The sequence below is a fragment of the Mesorhizobium sp. 113-1-2 genome, from assembly GCF_016756475.1.
GTDB classification, from domain to species: Bacteria; Pseudomonadota; Alphaproteobacteria; order Rhizobiales; family Rhizobiaceae; genus Mesorhizobium; species Mesorhizobium loti_C.
Window position 1 is genome coordinate 1,056,784 of record NZ_AP023242.1, and the last position, 18,213, is coordinate 1,074,996.

Below are 18,213 nucleotides of genomic sequence, written 5' to 3' on the forward strand. Positions count from 1 at the left end.
CAGCACGGGAACCGTCGTGGCGCACTTTTCCATCGGGCTGACGGAGCAGCGTCACAGGCAATCCGGCGCGGTCCGGCCGTCTCGCGATCGGCGCGGCCGCAGGCAAGATAACGTGCGTTCCGTCGTTCCTGGTCTGCATCGGTCCTCATCCGCCGGAGCGGATTCCTTGTGTTCAGATGGCGCCCGTCAGTCTGCCGACGCCATGCGTTTCAACTTCCACTGCGCTGCTCATCGATGCGCTCCCAGCAGCCGGCGATCCTTGTCATGGGCACGCCGCGCGGCATCCGCTTGGCTTGCCGCCGGATCGCCGACATAGAACGTTCCGTCGGTCCAGATCGCGTGCATGATCACCGCCAGCTTGCGCGCAACGGCGACACAGGCCTTACGGTGGCAAGAGCGTTTGGCGATCGCCTGGCCCCAGCTCTTGACCTTGTCCCTGCCCTTGAAGCGCGTCATCAGCCCCGACGCCGCCTCGTAGAGCGAGCGTCGAACATCGGCATCGCCGGCCTTCGATATACGACCCTGAACGTCGATCGAGGCGCCCGACTGCCAGCGCCGCGACGTCAGCCCGAAGTAGGCCGCGACGTCGCGTGAGCGGCGGAAGCGTGATGGATCGTCAATCGCCGTCATGAACGAAAGTGCCGTGACGGGGCCGACGCCGGGGATGGCCATGAAGCGCCGGCACAGCTCGCTGCGGGCCACCATTTTGACGACGAGATCGTGCAGCCGGCAATACTGCCTCCATAGCGCTGCGCGCGCCGACAGCATGGCGTCCATCAGCTCGGACGACAGCGGATCCTCCGCCACCGCGGTGCGCACAGCCTGGTCGAAAGCCCCTCGCCCGACCTTGCCCAGTCGGATGCCGAATGCCTTCAGCGAATGGCGGATGGCGTTTTCCAGATCGAGGAACTTGGCCTTCAGATTGCGCCGATGCGTCAGCAGAAGCTTCGTCCGGTAGCAGCTTTCCGACTTGATATGGGCCTGCCGGAACCAGCCGGTGCGCATGATGTGGGCGATGCCGAGCGCATCGGCCTTGTCGGTCTTATTGCGCTGCGCTGAGAGTGCGGCGCGCACATGCTGCGTCTCCAGGCAGACGGTCGGCAGGCCGAGTTTCTTGAGCTCTGGATGAAGCCAAGGCGACAGTGATCCCGCCTCGTGACCGACGCGGCGCAGGCGCGGTAGAAACGGCTTCAGCACTGCAAACAGCGCGTCGGGATCTGTCAGCGCCGTCGTCTCAAGATGCACCACGCCATGATCGTCGACGACGCACACCGCTGTCTCATCCATCGCTACGTCTAGTCCGCAAAAGAATTCCATCGTTCGCCTCCTGCGTTGTTTCACAGGCGCAGATTTTGCCGCCGAGTCGCCGGCGATCGCCAGTTGACCCGCGGTCGACGCACAGTTTTGCTGCTTGGCCAGGCGCTCGCACCGATTACGGGTGGCAATCTCAATCGGTTGTGCTTTGCAGAACGTCCGTAAGATCGTCATTCTTCGTCCAAGCTACGATAATACACCATTCTGTACGCTATAACACGGTTCGGCATTCTGGCGTCGAGTTCCGATGCGCCGTGCAGTCTTCCGCGTTCTGCGACTGGGTAGTCGCGCTGCTGATCTGCAGCACTGGAACCGTCGTGGCGCACTTTCCAACGGGCCGATGGAGCAGCGTCACAAGCAATCGAGTGCGGCCCGGCCGTCTCGCGCTCGGCGCGGCCGCAGGCAAGATAACGTGCGTTCCGTCGTTCCTGGTCTGCATCAGTCCTCATCCGCCGGAGCGGATCTCTTGCGTAAGGGTGGCGCCCGTCAGGGTGCCGGCGCCATGCGCTTCAACTTCCGTCGCACCGTTCATCGATGCGCTCCCAGAGGCCTGCGAACCTTGGTATGAACGCGCCGGGCGGCATCGTTTCGGCTCGCTGCGGAATCGCCGACATAGAACGTTCCCTCGGTCCAGATCGTGTGCATGATCACCGCCAGCTTGCGCGCCACGGCGACACAGGCCTTGCGGTGGCATGATCGTTTTGTCCGTGCCCTTGAAGCGCGTCATAAGCCCCGACACGGCCTCGTAAAGCGCGTCGCAGATCAGCATCGCCAGCTTTCGATATGCGACCCTGGACGTCGATCGAGGTGCCCAACTGCCAGCGCCGCGAGGTCAGGTCGAAGTAGGCCGCAACGTCGCGTGAGCGGCGAAAGCGCGACGGATCGTCGATCGCAGTCATGAACGAAAGTGCTGTGATGGGGCCGACGCCGGGGATGGCCATGAACCGCCGGCACAGCTCGCCACGCGCCACCATTTCTGACGACCAGATCGTGGAGCCGGCAGTACTGCGTCCACAGCGCTGCGCGCGCTGACAGCATGGCGTCCATCAACTCTCACGACAGCGGATCCTCCGCCACCGCGGTGCGCACCGCTCTCTCGAAAGCCCCTCGCCCGACCTTGCCCAGTCGGATGCCAAATGCCTTCAGCGAGTGGCGGATGGCGTTCTCCGGATCGAGGAATTTGACCTTCAGGTTGCGCCGGAGCGTGAGCAGAAGCTTCGTCCGGTAGCAGCTTTCCGACTTGATATGAACCTGCCGGAACCAGCCGGTGCGCATGGTGTGGGCGATGCCGAGCGCATCGGCCTTGTCGGTCTTGTTGCGATGCGCCGACATCGCGGCGCGCACGTGCTGCGTCTCCAGGCAGCCGGCACGAAGGCTACACTTCTTCAGCTGGGGCCACACTTCGCGGGCTGCTCGTTTAACATTTTGTGTTGCACTTGGGAGAATGCTCCTTGAGAGATGGTTCCGCTTGAACACGTGGACGGTGCAAGGTCCAGCACGACATGGACAAACTAAGCCGCGCCGAAAGATCGGCCAACATGTCCCGAATACGGGCCTCGAATACGGCGCCCGAACTGGCCGTGCGACGTCACCTTTTTCATGCCGGCCTGCGATACCGGCTCTACCGCCGTGATTTGCCTGGAAAGCCAGACCTCGTATTTCCGCGCTACCGCATCTGCCTATTTGTGCATGGTTGCTTTTGGCACGGCTGCCCCAACTGCATCGACGGGACACGTCGGGTCAAATCCAACGAAGGGTATTGGAGCGAAAAGGTCAAAAGTAATCGCCAGCGCGACATCCTCAATGCTGCAAAGCTCGAAGCCGAAGGCTGGCGGGTCTTGACGATTTGGGAATGCGAGGTTCGGGATATATCGCGATTAGAAAACCTTGAGGCACTGATTCGGCGTGGCAGATCAGGATACGACTCAGACCAAACAAGCTAACCCTTTCGGGAAAGAAACCCGGCTGCGGGTTCTTGGTGAATATTTTGCAGACGCCGGGGCAGTCACGGCCAACAACGCCTGGGAGCACGTCTATAAATGTCTCCTGTGGATGAACGAGGCCGCCGGTCTCGCTCACATCTACGATTCCAATCACATGCAGCCAGGCGGGAATTTCCATGGCCGGGCCGTTCGTTTTACTGATGCGCTGTGTGCGGCCTGGCAAATCGACCGGAGTGCTCTTCCGCATCTTATCGACCGGCTGTTCAAAGGCTGCGTCTTGGCTTGGCGCGCCACAAGCCCGGCGCGGCCTGACGCAGAGCTTGAAAGCGAGTTGACGTCCTCAATTGCTAAGATATTGCGCGAGGAAGGAGTGCCCGCTGACCGGGGCGCCCTTGTGGCCCGGCGCATCGAAACGTTGAGCAGAGACTTCTTCACGGTCGGAAATAAGCGCAAAAATGCCCTCGGCGAGGGATTTGAAGATTTGCTCTGGTTGCTGCTGCAGCGGGTAGCGAACGTGCCGTCGGAAAGCATGGCCCTGCGCATGCCAGTCTCGCAACTTCCCGGATTTCGCCGCGCAATGCCTCGCCGCCCCGGTACACGTCAGGAGCGCGAGCCTCGTCCCGATATTGCGTTGATAGAGAGTTCGATCACACACCTGATTGTGACCGCCAAATGGAGCATGCGGCAGGACCGTGAAACGCAGTTCCAGTCAGAATTCTCCTCGTATCAGCGAAACAAGGTTCAATCGACCGAACTTGGGTTTGCACTCGTTACGAATGAGTTCGACGTCGCGCGCCTTGACAATGTGGCAAGGGCGTCGCCGACAGGGATGGGTGGATACATCTTCCACACCATCTATCACATAAATCCGGATCTACTGAAGGTAGCTCAGGGTGACCGCATAGGCTCAGTCGCACACTGGATTGGGACGGGCAAGATACAGTCGCTTGGCGATTGGCTGAGGGAAATGCAGCACCGGTTTGGCGCAACTTCACCCTGAGACGGCAGACCCTACCGGTTGCTTTGCTGCCGCGAGTATCTTCGCAATTGTCCGCCCGATCGCCCGCGCAAGCAACGGCGGCACAGCGTTTCCGACCTGTCTGTACCGGCTGTGTCTATCGCCAGCCAGAAAGTGATAGCTGTCGTCGAACGAATGCAGTCTTGCGAATTCGCGAACTGTCAGAGCCCGCGTGCCGTCGTAGTGAAAAACGCAATCCGCCTTCGTATTAAGGGTCCAGCTCACCATTTGCGGATGCAGCCGCCTATACGCAAAGAAGTATTTCCGGCTCAGGCTAGCTCGACCGAGCTCGGGACCCCACTTTTTTCCAGTTAGATAACGAGCAGACAAGGCCGCGCTCAAATCCCGAAAGTTGCCTCCCTGGGGTATGCCGGCCAAGCGCACGACCGTGTCCTCGCGGATCGAAGGGACATCGGCGTTGTATAGCGCAGTCGATCCCATCCGCCGCGCGCTCTGGTATGCGCTCGATGGGCCATCTTGGTATTCGACCGCCTCATTTGAGGGCTTCCTGACCAATCGTTGGCTTGGGCGCAGCCATTCGAGGTCACCGATTGCCTGTTCGACCGTCACTAGCTTGTCCGCTTCCGGGTCGAGTAGTGTCGCGAGTGGCCGCACGGTCTCGGGTGACTCTCGATGACGATAGGACCACCCTTTTTTGAGCGGCCGTCGTTCCAGCACGGGAAGTCCGCCGGAAACTGGGCTTTCCGGAAATTCTGGCTCAACGTTGAGATCGCTCCGGACACCTATAAACAAGATGCGCAGCCGGCTCTGCGGAACACCAAACGCAGCGGCGTCCACAACACGGCTCTCAACACGGTAGGCCCCGTCCTGCTGCAGGTCCTCCAGGATTTGCTTCCGGACAGAGCCGCCGCCAATGTTTTCAAGGCCGGGCACGTTTTCCATGACAAACGTGCGCGGCTGCAATTCCCGGATAATCGAAACGTAGTGCCGGTAAAGGACATTCCGCGGATCGTCGATCAGACGCGCATGGTTGCGGACTTGTGAAAATCCTTGGCAAGGAGGCCCGCCGATCACAGCGTCGAGCTCCCGCTTGCCGACGGCCGCATATATCCGTTCTTTGATTGCCGGATCGGCAATATCACCGAGTATGAACTCGGTTCCATGCTTTGAATGGTTCAGAGCGTACGTTGCACCGGCGGAAGGATCGATGTCCGTTGCCGCAAGCGAGTGAAATCCCGCCTGCCGAAAGCCTTCAGAAAAACCCCCTGCCCCCGAAAATAGATCGAGCACAACGGGCCGGGCGGTAGAGGGCATTTTTCATCGCGCTCCGTTTCGGGAATCGGGCGCTGTGGACTGTTCGGCCACCAGCTTGTCTATCGCGTGTCTCACCATCCATGCCAAAGAGACCTTGTGCTCGTGAGCTAGCGCCTTAAGCACCCGTTCTTGCTCTCGCGAGACGGTCGCAGTGATCCGCACAACTTGGTCAGAATCGGCAATCACGTTCTTTGAATGTTCCGGTTTTGCAGCACCATGCTGCAATGTGAGTCACCGGTCAAGATACTCCCGCCGAAATCTTTCAAACCGATTCCTGCCTGGCTGGCCTGCATAGATGTTCGCATGCATGTCGCCGAAAGGCTCCAAACGCCCGGTCCGCCGACGTGAGAGCATTATTTTCCCTGCTTTTGCCCAGGTGGCGGGAGCAACAAGGCAGTTCAAGCAGTCGGAACGATGTCCTGGAATCGAACGGTCGCGCTTCTTGGCTGGAGTTGTTCCTCAAGCGGGCGGATGGCTAGCTTCAACGGCATCTGCCCCGCAATCCCACTGAAAATGCATGTTCCGGTGGGCAATGTCGGGATCGATTCCTCGGTCAGCTTGTCGATATAGGACACCGCACTCGCTATCGATTGCAGATCCTTCTGATTGATGAGCCGATGGATGAAATAGTTATGTGCCTGCGAAGTGATCGTTGACGAGATGTCGTTTGGACGCTGGCTGGAGATCGTTACGAAAACGCCAAACTTCCTTCCCTCCTTGATAATCTCTTCAAACGTCTCGAGGCGGTAGTCCTTCCAACTTTCCGACTCTCGAAACGACTCGCGCGAGAGGATGTTGTGTGCCTCATCGATCACCATATTGAGCGATCGGTTCGGGCCAAGCCGCTTGTGGTCTTCGTAGACCTTTTTCGCGACAAGTAGAGGTACTGTCTTTTTCATCTCCAGGTTCACGTCGCCAAGCGCGATGACGATGACGTTCGACTCAAACAGATTGGCTGCCGGATCGGCGCTAAAGATTTTGCGGATATCAGCCTGCTTGCTTCTGAGCTTGTTGATAGCCGGAGCGATATGCTCGTTCTGAGCCCGGTTGGAAAGCACATCCCAAATGAGTTGCACATAGGTGAATGTGACCAGGTCGGTCACGGTGTCGTTTGCGAATTCGAAGTTTTCGACGTGACCATAAACGACCGTGTGAGGGATCTGGTCGGGGGTGGATTTCAAGAAAAAATTCGTGCCCCTCAGTTTGAATTCGTTTTGGGTGTTGTACCAATCAAGATCGGCGGCGAGCTCGACACGCTCCCCTTCCGCATCGACCTCAGGCAGAATCTGCCGCAGGTAGTCCATCAACTGGTCCACCCGTATTTTGTCCGACATCTGGAGTATCTGCATGACCTGCATGCGCAAAATGTTGCGCATATATGCCAGCGGGTCTTCGCTATCCGTAACCTTCTGCTGAAGCGCCAGCGCTCGCTTCAGAAACGGCTTTTGCGTTTTCTCTGTCGCATCGGCGAGGATGCTAACGATCTCGATGTCAGCGAAACCGGCAGCACCTAGTGGTATTTTGTCGCCAGTGTCGTTGCGCGTAGACAGCTCCAAAACCGTCTTGTGCGGCGTCAGACAATTCGCGCCGACATACTCATTGTTGAAATCGAACAAAAGGATGCGGGAGTTCGCTTCGAACGCCGCCACATTGCGGGAGCGCATCTTGGCGATGAACTCCTGGTAGATCATTGCCAGCGTGTTCGACTTGCCGCTGCCCGTGTTGCCGAAAATAGCTATATGGCTGTTCATCAGCCCGTCGACCGGAAGTGCGATGTCGTACCCCTCGTATTCCGACTGCGCAACGTCGAGGGCGACGCCGTTCTTTACAACCAGGTTATGAACCTGATGTACTTTCGCCTTTGTCAGCAGGAACGCCTCGTTCCCAACCAGCGGCAGCTCTTTAGTGCCGCCAAAAAACATGCCTTTGTGGTCTAGGAACCCTACGAGTGTGACTGTGAGAATGCGCTTGCCATTCAGATAAGCGAGCGCACTGGGTTTGCGATCTTCCGCCTGCGCGTTCTCCCCCTCTACCTTTCCGATGAGGGATAGGAAGCCCTTGCGGACTTCGACGTAGCTGCCGACTGCTATGTTGCGCAATACGTCGCCATCGAAAAAGAGCTCGGATAGATTCTTGTCGGTATCGACGGAAATAAAGACCTTGCGGCCGGTTACGGCCGATACCTCGCCAACCCTCAGCGCGGCTTCTCGTGCAAGACGGTCGGGCTCAGATACCATCGGTCATACCCGGCAGGATCGACGCCAGCAGATCGTTGAAGCGTTTGAAGTCGATAAGGACGCCCGCTGTTGGCGAAAGAACACTCACGTTGCGCTGTTTCGAAAATTTCGTCGCGTAGCCCGAAGCTGAGGCGTGATCGAAGGAAATGATGATGAGCTGGGTTGTGGGATTGCGTAGCGCCCGCCGCGTTAGGTCGAGAATGTGCTCGTCCGCGAAAGAGAAGCCGAAGGCGATGAGCACAGCGTTCTCTTTGTCCATCGCCTTTGAGAACAAACGAAGGAGATCGTAGTACACCCTCTCCATCAGGGTCTCATGAAATTTCCGGAAGTTGGGCAGAATGAGAAAGTGCTTCTGCAGGTAGCCGTTCACCTTACCGATGACGGCCCTTTGGTCCTCCGTCAGTTTGGGAACGGGACTTGGATCGAAGACAATAGAATCCGCCTTGCGGCGCCATGACAATGAACCATGGAGCTTTACGAGATTGATCGTCGGAATCTCGATCTGATGTCCGTAAACCGGTCCCGACCGGTACGTTCGGTCGAAATAGCGCTCAGGCGTGAAGCTAAATTCAGGGCTCAAGCTGGATGATCGCTCGAACCCGTCGTTCAGGATAACTGACGGTACGAGGCTCGACGCGTGTTCCAGGAACATGTCGTAGTTTGTTGTAAACACCGTCGCCTGCCGGGGCAGCAGAATGTTCTTACGCGCGAACAAAATGCGATCGATTGTCGCGAGAAACGATTTGTAGTTTTGAGCCACGCCATGAATTGGGTTGGCTTCGTCGGCAACAGCTATCTGGGCGTGAATGCTGTCGATCTGTTCGATAAATGCGAGGCATCTGCGGCTTGCCCCTTCCTCGTCCCCTCCGGTGAGCAACGCGTTAATTTCTTGCTCGATATTGCCTGCTGTTGGGATGGCCGGGAACGATGCGCCCGAACCAATCAGAAAGTTCATACTTCCCGATTGGATATAGGACTGCAGAAATTTTGCCGTAGTCTCACCATCCGCCGTAACTTCTACGATGTCGGCCATTTACGCCCCAAGGATATTTCATCTTTTTTCGGAAAGGCAATGTATCTGATTTGTCCGTCGTCGGCGAAGCTATGTTTTTTTCATAGTGGCAGAATCGGCCGGAGGCACCGGGTCGAGCTGGCACGGGAGCGCGGATGAGGGAGCCCTACCGCTTTTCACACCGGGGCCTATTTGTCCCCGAGGCCCGGAACCCTGTTCATTCGCTATTGAGGGAACCTGGTGGCAATCACACCAGATCGCGCTCTTTGATATGCACTGACGATCGGAGCAAAATTAGACGCGCCGACCGCAATTTTGAGCTTGCCTATATCCCTATCGTGACAAAATGGCTTGCGCCACCCAAAAAAATGCACCGTAACCATTTGAAATTACTCGATTTTATCGAAGACGAAAAAATTGCATCCCGACTGGTAGAAGTATTGTTATAAATAGCGCTGTGTGACATCCGCGAGCGCCATGTCTGGAAACCTAGTCGAGAGCATTGTAAAGCGGGACGGACCCTGCCTGTCGACCGAGCTTGCGCGCAAGCTCGAAGCCCAGGGTTTGACACCCGAGGCCGCACGTAAAAGGATTTCTCGTGGCACTGGCGGCGTACACCGGCTTGCTGGGCTCGTGTTTCCAAAGGGCGTGCGATTTTTCTACCACGAATCCGACTACAACGGCGAACGGTATTGGACTGCGTTGGCACACGCCGTCAGCGCCGCCAGTCCGGCGTATGGTCCGGTCCTGGCCGCGCTGCGAGCACGAGGCGGAATCATTCCGCGCCAACATTTCTCGATTGTCAGCGGATCGCCGATACTGCAGCGCGGGCAGGTGGCCAGCAACACGGTGCTTGAGCGTCTTGAAGCAGTTAAACTCGTGCGCATCCTCGATGTGGAAGGGGTCGGCGAATGCGTTGCGCTCGGGGCGAAGGGATTTCTCGGGGGCGCTGACATCGCAGGATTGCCGGCACGACTTCTGACCGAGAAGATTCTGCTCCTGGCAGTGCGAGACTGGGCACGCCGCCTCGGCATGGCCAGTTACGATAAGATCACGCTGCGGAATGATGGAGCGCTGCCGCGTTTTGGCACCTTCAACTGGGATCTTTGTGGCCCGACTTATTTGTCGCCAATGGTCCGCTATGACAAAGCGCGCAAACTTCAGCCGGGCTTTCTTGTCTGTGATGCCGTAGTTGGCGAGATTGTTGATGAGGCTGCGATCGCGGCGTTTATTCGCAAGTGCAGGCTGTCTGCCGTAATGCGAAACCTTCCGCCGTTGATGCCACTTTTAATCGCCGACAGATTCACGCGCGAAGCGTTCCGCCTCGGAAAGTCACGCGGAATTATCATGGCTACGCCCTACACATTGTTTGGCAAAGACGTAGCCATTGGCCTTGCAACACTCCTTCAGACGCTGAGCAAGGCAGCTGCAATAGCGGTCGCAAAACCGGAGGTCATGATCGAGCTCTTTGATCGATTGGGGCAGATCGAAGGCGCCGCAGGCAATCTGAGAGGTGCGCTCTTTGAAATGCTCGTCGGACATTCGACCCATGCAACCGACGGAGGTTCAATCGATATTGGTCGGCGCTTCGCCAGTTCTGATGGGTTCAAGGCCGAGATCGACGTGCTAAGGGTAAAATCCCATGAAAGCTGGGTCTACGAGTGCAAGGGATACCAGCCCGATCATATGATAGGCGCAGGCGAAGTGAAGGAATGGCTAGAAAAGAAGGTGCCCGGTGTCTATGCCGCGTTACGTAGCCATGATGGGCATGCCAGCAAAGCGATCCATTTTGAATTCTGGACAACGGGCAGTTTTACGGCCGAGGCCGTTGCGTTGCTCGACGAAGCCTCTAAGCGGACTCGTCGTTACACAATTGGCTATTTGGCAGGCCCGGGCGTAAGATCATACGTTGCCAAGTTGCAAGTTTCCGGTCTGACGAAAATGCTCGACGAGCATTACTTCAACCATCCAATAAGCCGTTTCAATCGAAAATACGATGCGACTGCGAGCGTCGATGCAATCTTGGCCAGCACAAATCTGGGCTTTGACGACATCGCCTATACGGCTTTGGAAGACCTGGATTTAGAAGCGCTCGGTGACATGGAAGACTACGACGAAGCGCTGTAGCCCATGGAGGAGCGTCCGGCCAGTCAGGGTCAGTGTCCGCTTCGATCTTAAGGTGGCTATGCCGGCCTTGTCGCGTCCCATTCGACGGCCGACCGGACAGACTTTAGGATGACGGCCTATGATTTGGAACATTTCAATCTGTTGCTGATATTCGCCCTCCAAGACCTCTTGTTTAGCGGGCGTATTGAATGTGGCCTTGACCAAATTGCTATCTGGCCGCTCCCGGACCTACCGCCCCGGCTTCTTTGCCCGGTTGTTTCTAGCGGGGAAATGGAAGCTGACCCTAGACCCGAAAAGCTCAGGATACCTTCGGCTCGCTCAAGAAGGCGAAGTGCAGCTTAACTGCCTTGATATCGTATCGATTTCGACCAGCAAGGCGCTTCTATGGCACACCGTCGAGATACGAGCTCGCGGCAGAACGGACACCCTTTCGGCATTGTCGGGTGACGCGGCCACACAACTGGCTGCAGACCTTCATGCCTTCATCAACACTCATCTCTTTGAGCTGATCGCCGCCGAGAAGGATCGCCTGCTCGATGTCGACGAAAGGCTTCGCGAGCTCACCGAAGGCAACAGACAGTATCTTGCACAGGCCGATTTGGGCAGGGCTGTTGCCGGAGTCCCTGGCGCCGCCGCGGCGGCGCTATCTCACCCACTTCTAAACCCAGGCATGATGCCGGCAGGACTCAAGTCCTCCCTTCCGGCCTCGTTCGCGATGATAACCGACCAAGGCGTCCGTCATGCATACAACGAGGCTTTCGTCCGCTCGGAATTTATCAAGTTCCAGTCGTTCTTCGACGATCTCGACCGGCGCTCGTTTTCCAACCAGCAGCGCGAGGCCTGTATCCGCCTAGAGGATAACAACCTGCTGGTGGCCTCGGCAGGGTCGGGCAAATCCGCGACGATGGTTGGCAAGGTCGCATACGTCCTGGAGAAGCAACTCTATCGGCCCGACGAGATTCTGCTCCTGGCCTTCAACAGAAGCGCAGCCGATGAACTCAGGACAAGGATTGCCGCCCAGTTACAGGTCGCGGAGGACGCCCTGGGGTGTCGGGTCACTACATTTCATGCGCTCGGGCGCGGTATCATTGAGGAGGTCGAGGGTCGGCCACCGCAGCTCGCCAACTGGGTGGATCATCCCGCTGGCGAAACCAGGGTCATCGAGGCGATAATCCAGAACCTTGTGGAGAGCGATCCGGAATTTGCTCGGATGTGGGCCGAGCTTCTCGTCGTGCATCCCAAGGCCGACATCCCGATAGAGGTATTTGACGGGGAGGCCGACTACCGGCGCTACGTATCGGACACCCTTAGAAAGGGTAGCGCCACGATCGGTTCCTTGTCCGCCGTGATCGTAAAGTCGTTGCAGGAAAAGAAGATCGCCAACTGGCTTTGGCTGCATTCAGTCGCCTTCGAATATGAGCGACAAATTGCGGTGGAGGAAGACGGTGGCAACATCCGCCATCTGCATCCAGATTTCTACTATCCGCAGACCGAAACTGTGCATGAGCATTTCGCGCTCGATGCGGACGGAAGCTCACCCTTTGCGGACTACGCCGAGCACGCCGAGAACAAGCGAAAGGCATATCGCCGCAATGAGATCGATTTCTTCGAGACCACTTCCGCTCAGGCCAGCGACGAGACGCTGCTTAGCACGCTAGAATCCGAACTGGCGCGTCGCTCAATACCCTTCGAGCGCAAGAGCTATGCCGAAATCACCAAGGCGCTCGATCCGGTCGTTATCAAGCACTATCATCAGCTGATATCCACCTGCTTGAAGCACATACGTGCCAGCCACCTCACGCTCGACATGCTGCTCGAACGTGCCAAGACCTTGCATGACAAAGAGCGTGCGAAGCTATTCGCTCGCGTGGTCTGGGCGATCACCCAGGGATATTCCCGAAAGCTCGAGGAAACGAAACGGATCGACTTTGATTCGATGATCGCGGATGCGGTGCGGCTGGTTGAGACCGGCCGATATCGAAGCCCCTATTCTCTGATACTCGTGGATGAGTTTCAGGACATTTCCGAGCCGCGCGCCAACCTCATCAAGGCGCTCAAGCAGCAGAAAGCCTTCAGCAAGGTGTTCGCGGTCGGAGACGACTGGCAGTCGATCTATCGCTTTGCGGGATCGGATATCACGATCTTTACACGGTTCGAAGCGAATTTCGGGACCAGTTGGCAGGGGCGCCTGGAGCAGACGTACCGCTGTAACCAGCTCATTGCCGAAACGGCAGCCAAGTTCGTCCAGCGCAATCCCGAACAGATCAAGAAGTCCGTCCGCTCGACGCGCCCGGCCATCTCGCGATCGATCCGTGTCATTCCCATCGACGACAAACGCGACAAGCCGGACTTCACGGAGGCCTGTCAGCGCCTGCTCGAACGGCTGGATGCCGCTCTAGGGGGCATAGCCAACCGGTGGCGCGACGAAAAGCGCGTCAAGCTCAAGGTTCTGGTTTTGTGGCGCTACAACGTCCTCGATCCTTTTGAAGGACGGCCGCCGTCCTTTGCCAACATCGAGGTGGCCGGGCTGTCGTTCCACCGGGCAAAGGGCCTTGAGGCCGACTATACGGTCCTGCTCGATGTCAGCGAGGGTAACTACGGCGTACCAAGCCGCATCGAAGACGATGAGCTGCTGAACTTGGTCATTCCCCGACCCGAGACCTTCGCCTACGCGGAAGAACGGCGCCTGTTCTACGTGGCGCTGACGCGCGCGAGCCGCGGGGTCTACATGCTCACCAATCGCCGTCAGCCATCCCGCTATATCCAAGAGCTTTGCGAGATCGCCGGCGATGAAGTCCGTTTCGAAACGATTGAGGGAGCCGAACTAAACCAATGCCCCGCGTGCCTCGTTGGCCAATTGGTAGAGCGTCGCAACAAAGACGGCTCAATGTTTCGTGGGTGCAATCAGTTTCCAGATTGCAAACACACTGGACCGGCAAGGGCAGTGCGAACACGGTAACCGCCTGCACTCATTGTGACGGTGAACTGGGACCCTTTGCTAACTCGCGCTCTAACGAGCATTGAATTGAGCTTTGGCCTAACGGGGAAAGAAGCGGCTGGTAGATTTATCCCGGCATCGCCCAAAATTGCGATATACGGAAAATGGGCGATGAGGATTTGACCCCATACCAGGAGCGGATACTTGAGTGATCAAAACGAAGCCATGACGGCTGATCTGGTCGGGCTCACGGCGGACATTGTCTCTGCCTATGTCAGCCAAAACCCGCTGCCCGTCGCTGGGTTGCCAGACCTTATCGCGTCGATCCATTCGTCGCTTACAGGCCTTGGTCAGCCGAATGTTCCCGAGGCGTCTCAGCAGGAACCCGCCGTCAATCCGAAAAGGTCGGTAACGCCGGACTACATCATCTGCCTGGAAGACGGAAAGAAATTCAAATCGCTGAAACGTCATCTTGCGGTTCACTACGGACTCACGCCAAACGAATACCGCGAGAAGTGGGGATTGAAGCCAGACTATCCGATGGTTGCGCCGAATTACGCGGCCCAAAGATCTACGCTCGCGAAGGCGGCGGGGCTCGGACGCAAAGCGCAATCTACCCCGGCCAAAAAGGCTCCTGCCAAGCGCAAGCCTAGGGGTTAGCGACAGCTTGGTGGTCGGCTAGTCGCTATCAAATACCAGGATGAACCCGCCCTCCCGCCTGAGAAATTGGGCGGGAGCGCCTGAGGAATTATCTGGTTGCGTTCTTGGCGCCCATTGCGTCAGCGACGATCAACCGCACGCGTGCCCCATCGATGCCCTCAGCTTTGAGGCGATCCGTTAGACTTGCCACCAACGTTTCGAGGTCAATCGGTCGCGCCTTCCCAGTCCGAGCCGGCGACACACCTCCAGCAAGTGCCGTAGCGATTTTCTTGGCCACACGATTCGCGGCTCGACGAGAGGGATCGTTTTGCACATGCGCGTAAATAGCCGTGGAACGCGGATTTGAATGGCCCAGGATCGCGCCCGTGAGTGCTAGCGCTTCACCCGTCGAAATCGCTGTCGAGCCGATCGTATGCCTAAGTGTATGGGGAGTAACTCCGGGGAGTTTTGCCTTCTTGACCGCCTTTGCCCAAATGCGCTTGGTTCCCTGAAAATAGCTATCGCCACGCTCAGCCGGGAAGACGAAATCGCTGCCCACCTCACGTGGGAGACCTTCGAGCAGCGTAACTGCTGCCGCTCCCAGGGGACGGATCGACCTGCCCGTCTTGCTATCTTCGAGTTCCAAGAGGCCGTCGTCGAGATTTACCTCGGACCATTTGAGCGATGCAATCTCCTCGCGGCGGCAGCCAGTCAGCGCCCAAAGCCGCGCAATATTGACCGCCTTTGAGTTAACCCCTTCGGCCTCCAGTTGATCCAGCGCTGAGCCAAGGCGCGTGACCTCGTCAAGGGCGAGAAAGCGCTTTCGCTGATTGTCGGTCTTGCGGACAGCCGCCGTCTCGCAAGGATTCCTCTGAAGGATCTCGCTCCGGATCGCGAAGCTGAAAACAGCAGACAAGTCTCGCACGACCTTGCGAGCCGCGCCCTCTCCACCGCGTACGATTACGCGTCTGCGTGGGCCTAACTTCTCGTCTCGATTAGTCTTGCCGGCGGCGACGTCGCGGACGAACCGTTCGATGTCACCTGCATTTAGTTCGCTAACGCGCTTGTGCCCAAGCAGTGGCACGACATGGTTGCGAAGACGCGCGAGCGTCAACTGTTTGGTCAACGGCTTCATCGGCTGACCTTGCCGCTTCCCGCGCTGGATGACGCAGCCCTCTTCCTCATAGAGGTCGATCAAGCCAGTTATCTTCATCTCGCGTCGCTTTGCGCGGCGTTCATCCGCTGGATCTTCACCCTTGGCGACGCCTCCAAGGACAGTTCTCGCCTGCTTGCGCGCCTGCTCTGGAGTAAGTGTGCCTAACCTGCCGATGGTCACAAATCGCTGCGCGGCCGATCGGCCACCACCTTCGGCGCGATACCGGACGATGAAGGTCTTGGCGCCGCTCTTTTCCACGCGCAGACCGAAGCCGGACAATTCGCTGTCCCAGACGAAGTAGCGCCGGTCCCTCTTCTCGGCAGCGTCAACCACCCGTTTTGTAAGGGCCACACCAACACGCTTTGCCACTGATCCATCTCCTCAAAGGCCTTCATTGGTCAACACCTGGTCAACACCTGGTCAACACCTGGTCAACACCTGGTCAACACCGTGAAGGCAAAGACTGGGTTGCCCTAGCGAACAGTCGGAAACAATGTCAAGGCTTATCAATGTGTTATCGTACTCCTGGATATTGGCGGATAGCGTGGAGTAGCCCATCTCTAACCTTGCCAAGGTTGGGGTCGAGCGTTCGAATCGCTTCACCCGCTCCAGTTTCCTCCAGGGGAAATCAAGCATCGAAAAGCCGCGGTCCGCCGCGGCTTTTTCGCGTTAGGGGCGATTGAGATCGCGGTTGCCTGAATGCACGGGCTACCGCGCAGTCCGTTCGTGGCTTCGACGCAGTTTGAAATCGCAGCGTCGAGCCGGTGTGCAGCGCCCTCCATGCAGAGCCGAGCAAGCGCCGGTCTTGTCATCAAAGAGCCAAGGTAAAGCAGTGAACGTTATTTATTTGATGCTTAACGTGATGACGCTATAAGGAATAGATGGCCGTTACCCCCGACGAAACAACACCGTCACTGCAACCAATTAACTGGGATGCAATTTTTTCCGAAGTGAATTCCTGGCGTGGTGCTTGTATGCACCATTTTTCAATGGTCGAAGCAGCGGCGACCGAAACACTGCTTGCGTTGAGCGCCACGGCACAGGGCGGGATTGCAGTGCGCCTGCGACATCTGATCGGGCAAAGGTTCGAAGACTTGGCAGCGGCGATCAGCCCCGACGGTCCATTTGGTGAGGCGGGTCAGCGCGCCCTTACCGAACTTTCAAAGTATCGCGAAAAGCATGAGACCTTCCGCACCCTGCTATGTCACGGAATGTTCAAGGTGACGGTTGAGCATAACGGCCAATGGACTTTAATCATTCGATCGCTGTCGATCCGCTCGCGTCAGCCTGACCGCACCATACTGGTGTTAGAGCACTCTGAGGCCGAAGCCAGATTGGCAGCCCTAAAACATGACGGGCAAAAACTCGCGTCGATTCTTGGCCAGCTTCGTAAGGTCACAGCCATAATTTAAGTCTCATCCGGCCTGGAGACGATCGGCCTCATTTCGCCCTCACCCCGCCTTGCGCAGTGATGCCTGGTGCACCAGCGATGTCCAGCTGTTGGTCGAGGCGAGGTGGCAGTAGAGCAGGCCGAGCGCGCCGGATTTTCTGAGGTCGAGGAAGGCCTCGTCGCTCAGTTTGTTGAAGGCCGGCTCGTCGATCACCTGGAAATCGGTGAGGTTGAGCACCTCGCCGCCTTCCAGCGTCACCTTGCTCTGGCGCGGTGCGAACAGGCCGTGCGCGTCGATCTTGTCGATCATTTCGCGTGTGGCCCTGAAGTCGATCTGGAACTGGTTGCAGAAGGCGAGCGCCTGCTTGGTCGCTTCGGTCGGCTCGTTGCCGCTGAAGAACGGCGCGATCTTGTCTTCGCGGAAGGGTGCCATGAGCTGGTCGATGACGCGCTCGCTTGCCCGGTCCACGCACAGCGTCAGCCGGCCTGCCGTGGTCGGGTCCTCGGCAAGGATGAAGGGATAGCGGCGGACATAGGCGGGGACGTAGTGCGGCGCGGTCCACCGGCCGTCGGCATCGACGAACAGGTTCTCGCCCTGGCGCACGCCGGTGATGATGACGGGTGATTTGGCCGGGCCGATGAAGACGATCGGGTAGGAGCGCATCGCCGCCGGCATTTCCGACGCCACCACCGGGATGGCATGGGCGGTGCGCGCGAAGGCAAAGTCGCTGCGCGCGGTCAGGCCCAGCGAGCCGTGCCGCACCGGATTGAGCGCTTCGGGTTTGGAGTAGAACAGCGGCATCGCCTCGGCCGCCGGCGCCGCTTCCGTCCTTGCCCCGTTATCAGCCATGGTCCGTCCCTTTCTCCGCCAGCCGATTGGGCCGGTTGCTGCGCGTCAGACCCCAAGACTGGAATCGGCTCTTGTTGCGCTGATCTTGGTCGGGCCAAGACTCCGGCGCTGGAACAAAGTACTACAGTGTCCGCGGCACGCATAAAAGCACGACCGCCGCGGTATTTTGCGGTTTGCCCCGGCGAATTGTCTCGCCTGAGGCTCGGGGCTGGCTGCCGGGCCTATGGACAGCCTGCCGCGAAGCGGCGAGATTGCCGCCACGGGCAATTGCAGGAAAAGCGTGAAACGGTTTTCCTGCAATTGCGGGAAATGAA

12 protein-coding genes, 1 tRNA gene and 1 pseudogene are annotated in these 18,213 nt (G+C 58.0%); 7 read left to right on the top strand and 7 right to left on the bottom strand.

Annotation, left to right across the window (positions count from 1 at the left end; translation table 11 throughout):
* Window positions 1-228: 228 nt before the first annotated feature.
* Complete coding sequence (locus JN279_RS04925) at window positions 229-1,317, bottom strand: IS110 family transposase (RefSeq protein ID WP_202352168.1); 1,089 nt, start codon at window positions 1,315-1,317, stop codon at window positions 229-231.
* Between the two features lie 525 nt (window positions 1,318-1,842).
* Window positions 1,843-2,709: pseudogene (locus JN279_RS04930) on the bottom strand (IS110 family transposase); the annotation flags it as partial.
* 107 nt (window positions 2,710-2,816) lie between these two features.
* Between JN279_RS04930 and JN279_RS04935 the strand changes: the two are divergent.
* Both JN279_RS04935 and JN279_RS04940 read left to right on the top strand, forming a co-directional pair.
* Window positions 2,817-3,257 (top strand): very short patch repair endonuclease, encoded by a 441-nt coding sequence (locus JN279_RS04935; protein WP_202352169.1) that lies wholly within the window; start codon window positions 2,817-2,819, stop codon window positions 3,255-3,257.
* On the top strand, window positions 3,220-4,257 hold the full coding sequence (locus JN279_RS04940; RefSeq protein WP_202352170.1) for a hypothetical protein: 1,038 nt from the start codon (window positions 3,220-3,222) through the stop codon (window positions 4,255-4,257). The genes JN279_RS04935 and JN279_RS04940 overlap by 38 nt, the downstream gene beginning before the upstream one ends.
* Here JN279_RS04940 and JN279_RS04945 read toward each other — a convergent pair.
* From JN279_RS04945 to JN279_RS04955, 3 genes are all read right to left on the bottom strand, one after another.
* Window positions 4,249-5,550, bottom strand: a complete 1,302-nt coding sequence (locus tag JN279_RS04945; protein WP_202352171.1) for a DNA cytosine methyltransferase — start codon at window positions 5,548-5,550, stop codon at window positions 4,249-4,251. The genes JN279_RS04940 and JN279_RS04945 overlap by 9 nt on opposite strands.
* 398 nt (window positions 5,551-5,948) lie before the next feature.
* Complete coding sequence (locus JN279_RS04950; RefSeq protein ID WP_202352172.1) at window positions 5,949-7,787, bottom strand: ATP-binding protein; 1,839 nt, start codon at window positions 7,785-7,787, stop codon at window positions 5,949-5,951.
* Window positions 7,777-8,820 carry an SIR2 family protein gene (locus JN279_RS04955; protein WP_202352173.1) on the bottom strand — a complete coding sequence of 348 codons (1,044 nt, stop codon included), beginning with the start codon at window positions 8,818-8,820 and terminating at the stop codon, window positions 7,777-7,779. The genes JN279_RS04950 and JN279_RS04955 overlap by 11 nt, the downstream gene beginning before the upstream one ends.
* A 456-nt stretch (window positions 8,821-9,276) precedes the next feature.
* Here JN279_RS04955 and JN279_RS04960 point away from each other — a divergent pair, with 456 nt between their 5' ends.
* From JN279_RS04960 to JN279_RS04970, 3 genes are all read left to right on the top strand, one after another.
* Entirely contained in the window at window positions 9,277-10,926 is a 1,650-nt protein-coding gene (locus JN279_RS04960; protein WP_202352174.1) for a hypothetical protein, read from the top strand.
* 196 nt (window positions 10,927-11,122) lie between these two features.
* A complete protein-coding gene (locus JN279_RS04965) occupies window positions 11,123-13,885 on the top strand; it encodes a UvrD-helicase domain-containing protein (RefSeq protein ID WP_244734414.1) in 2,763 nt (920 codons plus the stop codon).
* 204 nt (window positions 13,886-14,089) lie between these two features.
* Window positions 14,090-14,524, top strand: coding sequence for a MucR family transcriptional regulator (locus JN279_RS04970; protein WP_202353647.1), 435 nt, complete (start codon window positions 14,090-14,092; stop codon window positions 14,522-14,524).
* 88 nt (window positions 14,525-14,612) lie between these two features.
* Here JN279_RS04970 and JN279_RS04975 read toward each other — a convergent pair whose 3' ends face one another.
* Window positions 14,613-16,028 carry a tyrosine-type recombinase/integrase gene (locus JN279_RS04975; protein ID WP_202352175.1) on the bottom strand — a complete coding sequence of 472 codons (1,416 nt, stop codon included), beginning with the start codon at window positions 16,026-16,028 and terminating at the stop codon, window positions 14,613-14,615.
* A gap of 166 nt (window positions 16,029-16,194) precedes the next feature.
* On the opposite strand from JN279_RS04975, the gene JN279_RS04980 reads away from it, so the two are divergent.
* A tRNA-Gly gene (locus JN279_RS04980) sits at window positions 16,195-16,270 on the top strand.
* 270 nt (window positions 16,271-16,540) lie between these two features.
* Complete coding sequence (locus tag JN279_RS04985) at window positions 16,541-17,071, top strand: hypothetical protein (RefSeq protein WP_202352176.1); 531 nt, start codon at window positions 16,541-16,543, stop codon at window positions 17,069-17,071.
* A gap of 39 nt (window positions 17,072-17,110) precedes the next feature.
* Here JN279_RS04985 and JN279_RS04990 read toward each other — a convergent pair whose 3' ends face one another.
* Window positions 17,111-17,899 (bottom strand): SapC family protein, encoded by a 789-nt coding sequence (locus JN279_RS04990; RefSeq protein ID WP_202352177.1) that lies wholly within the window; start codon window positions 17,897-17,899, stop codon window positions 17,111-17,113.
* Window positions 17,900-18,213: the final 314 nt, after the last annotated feature.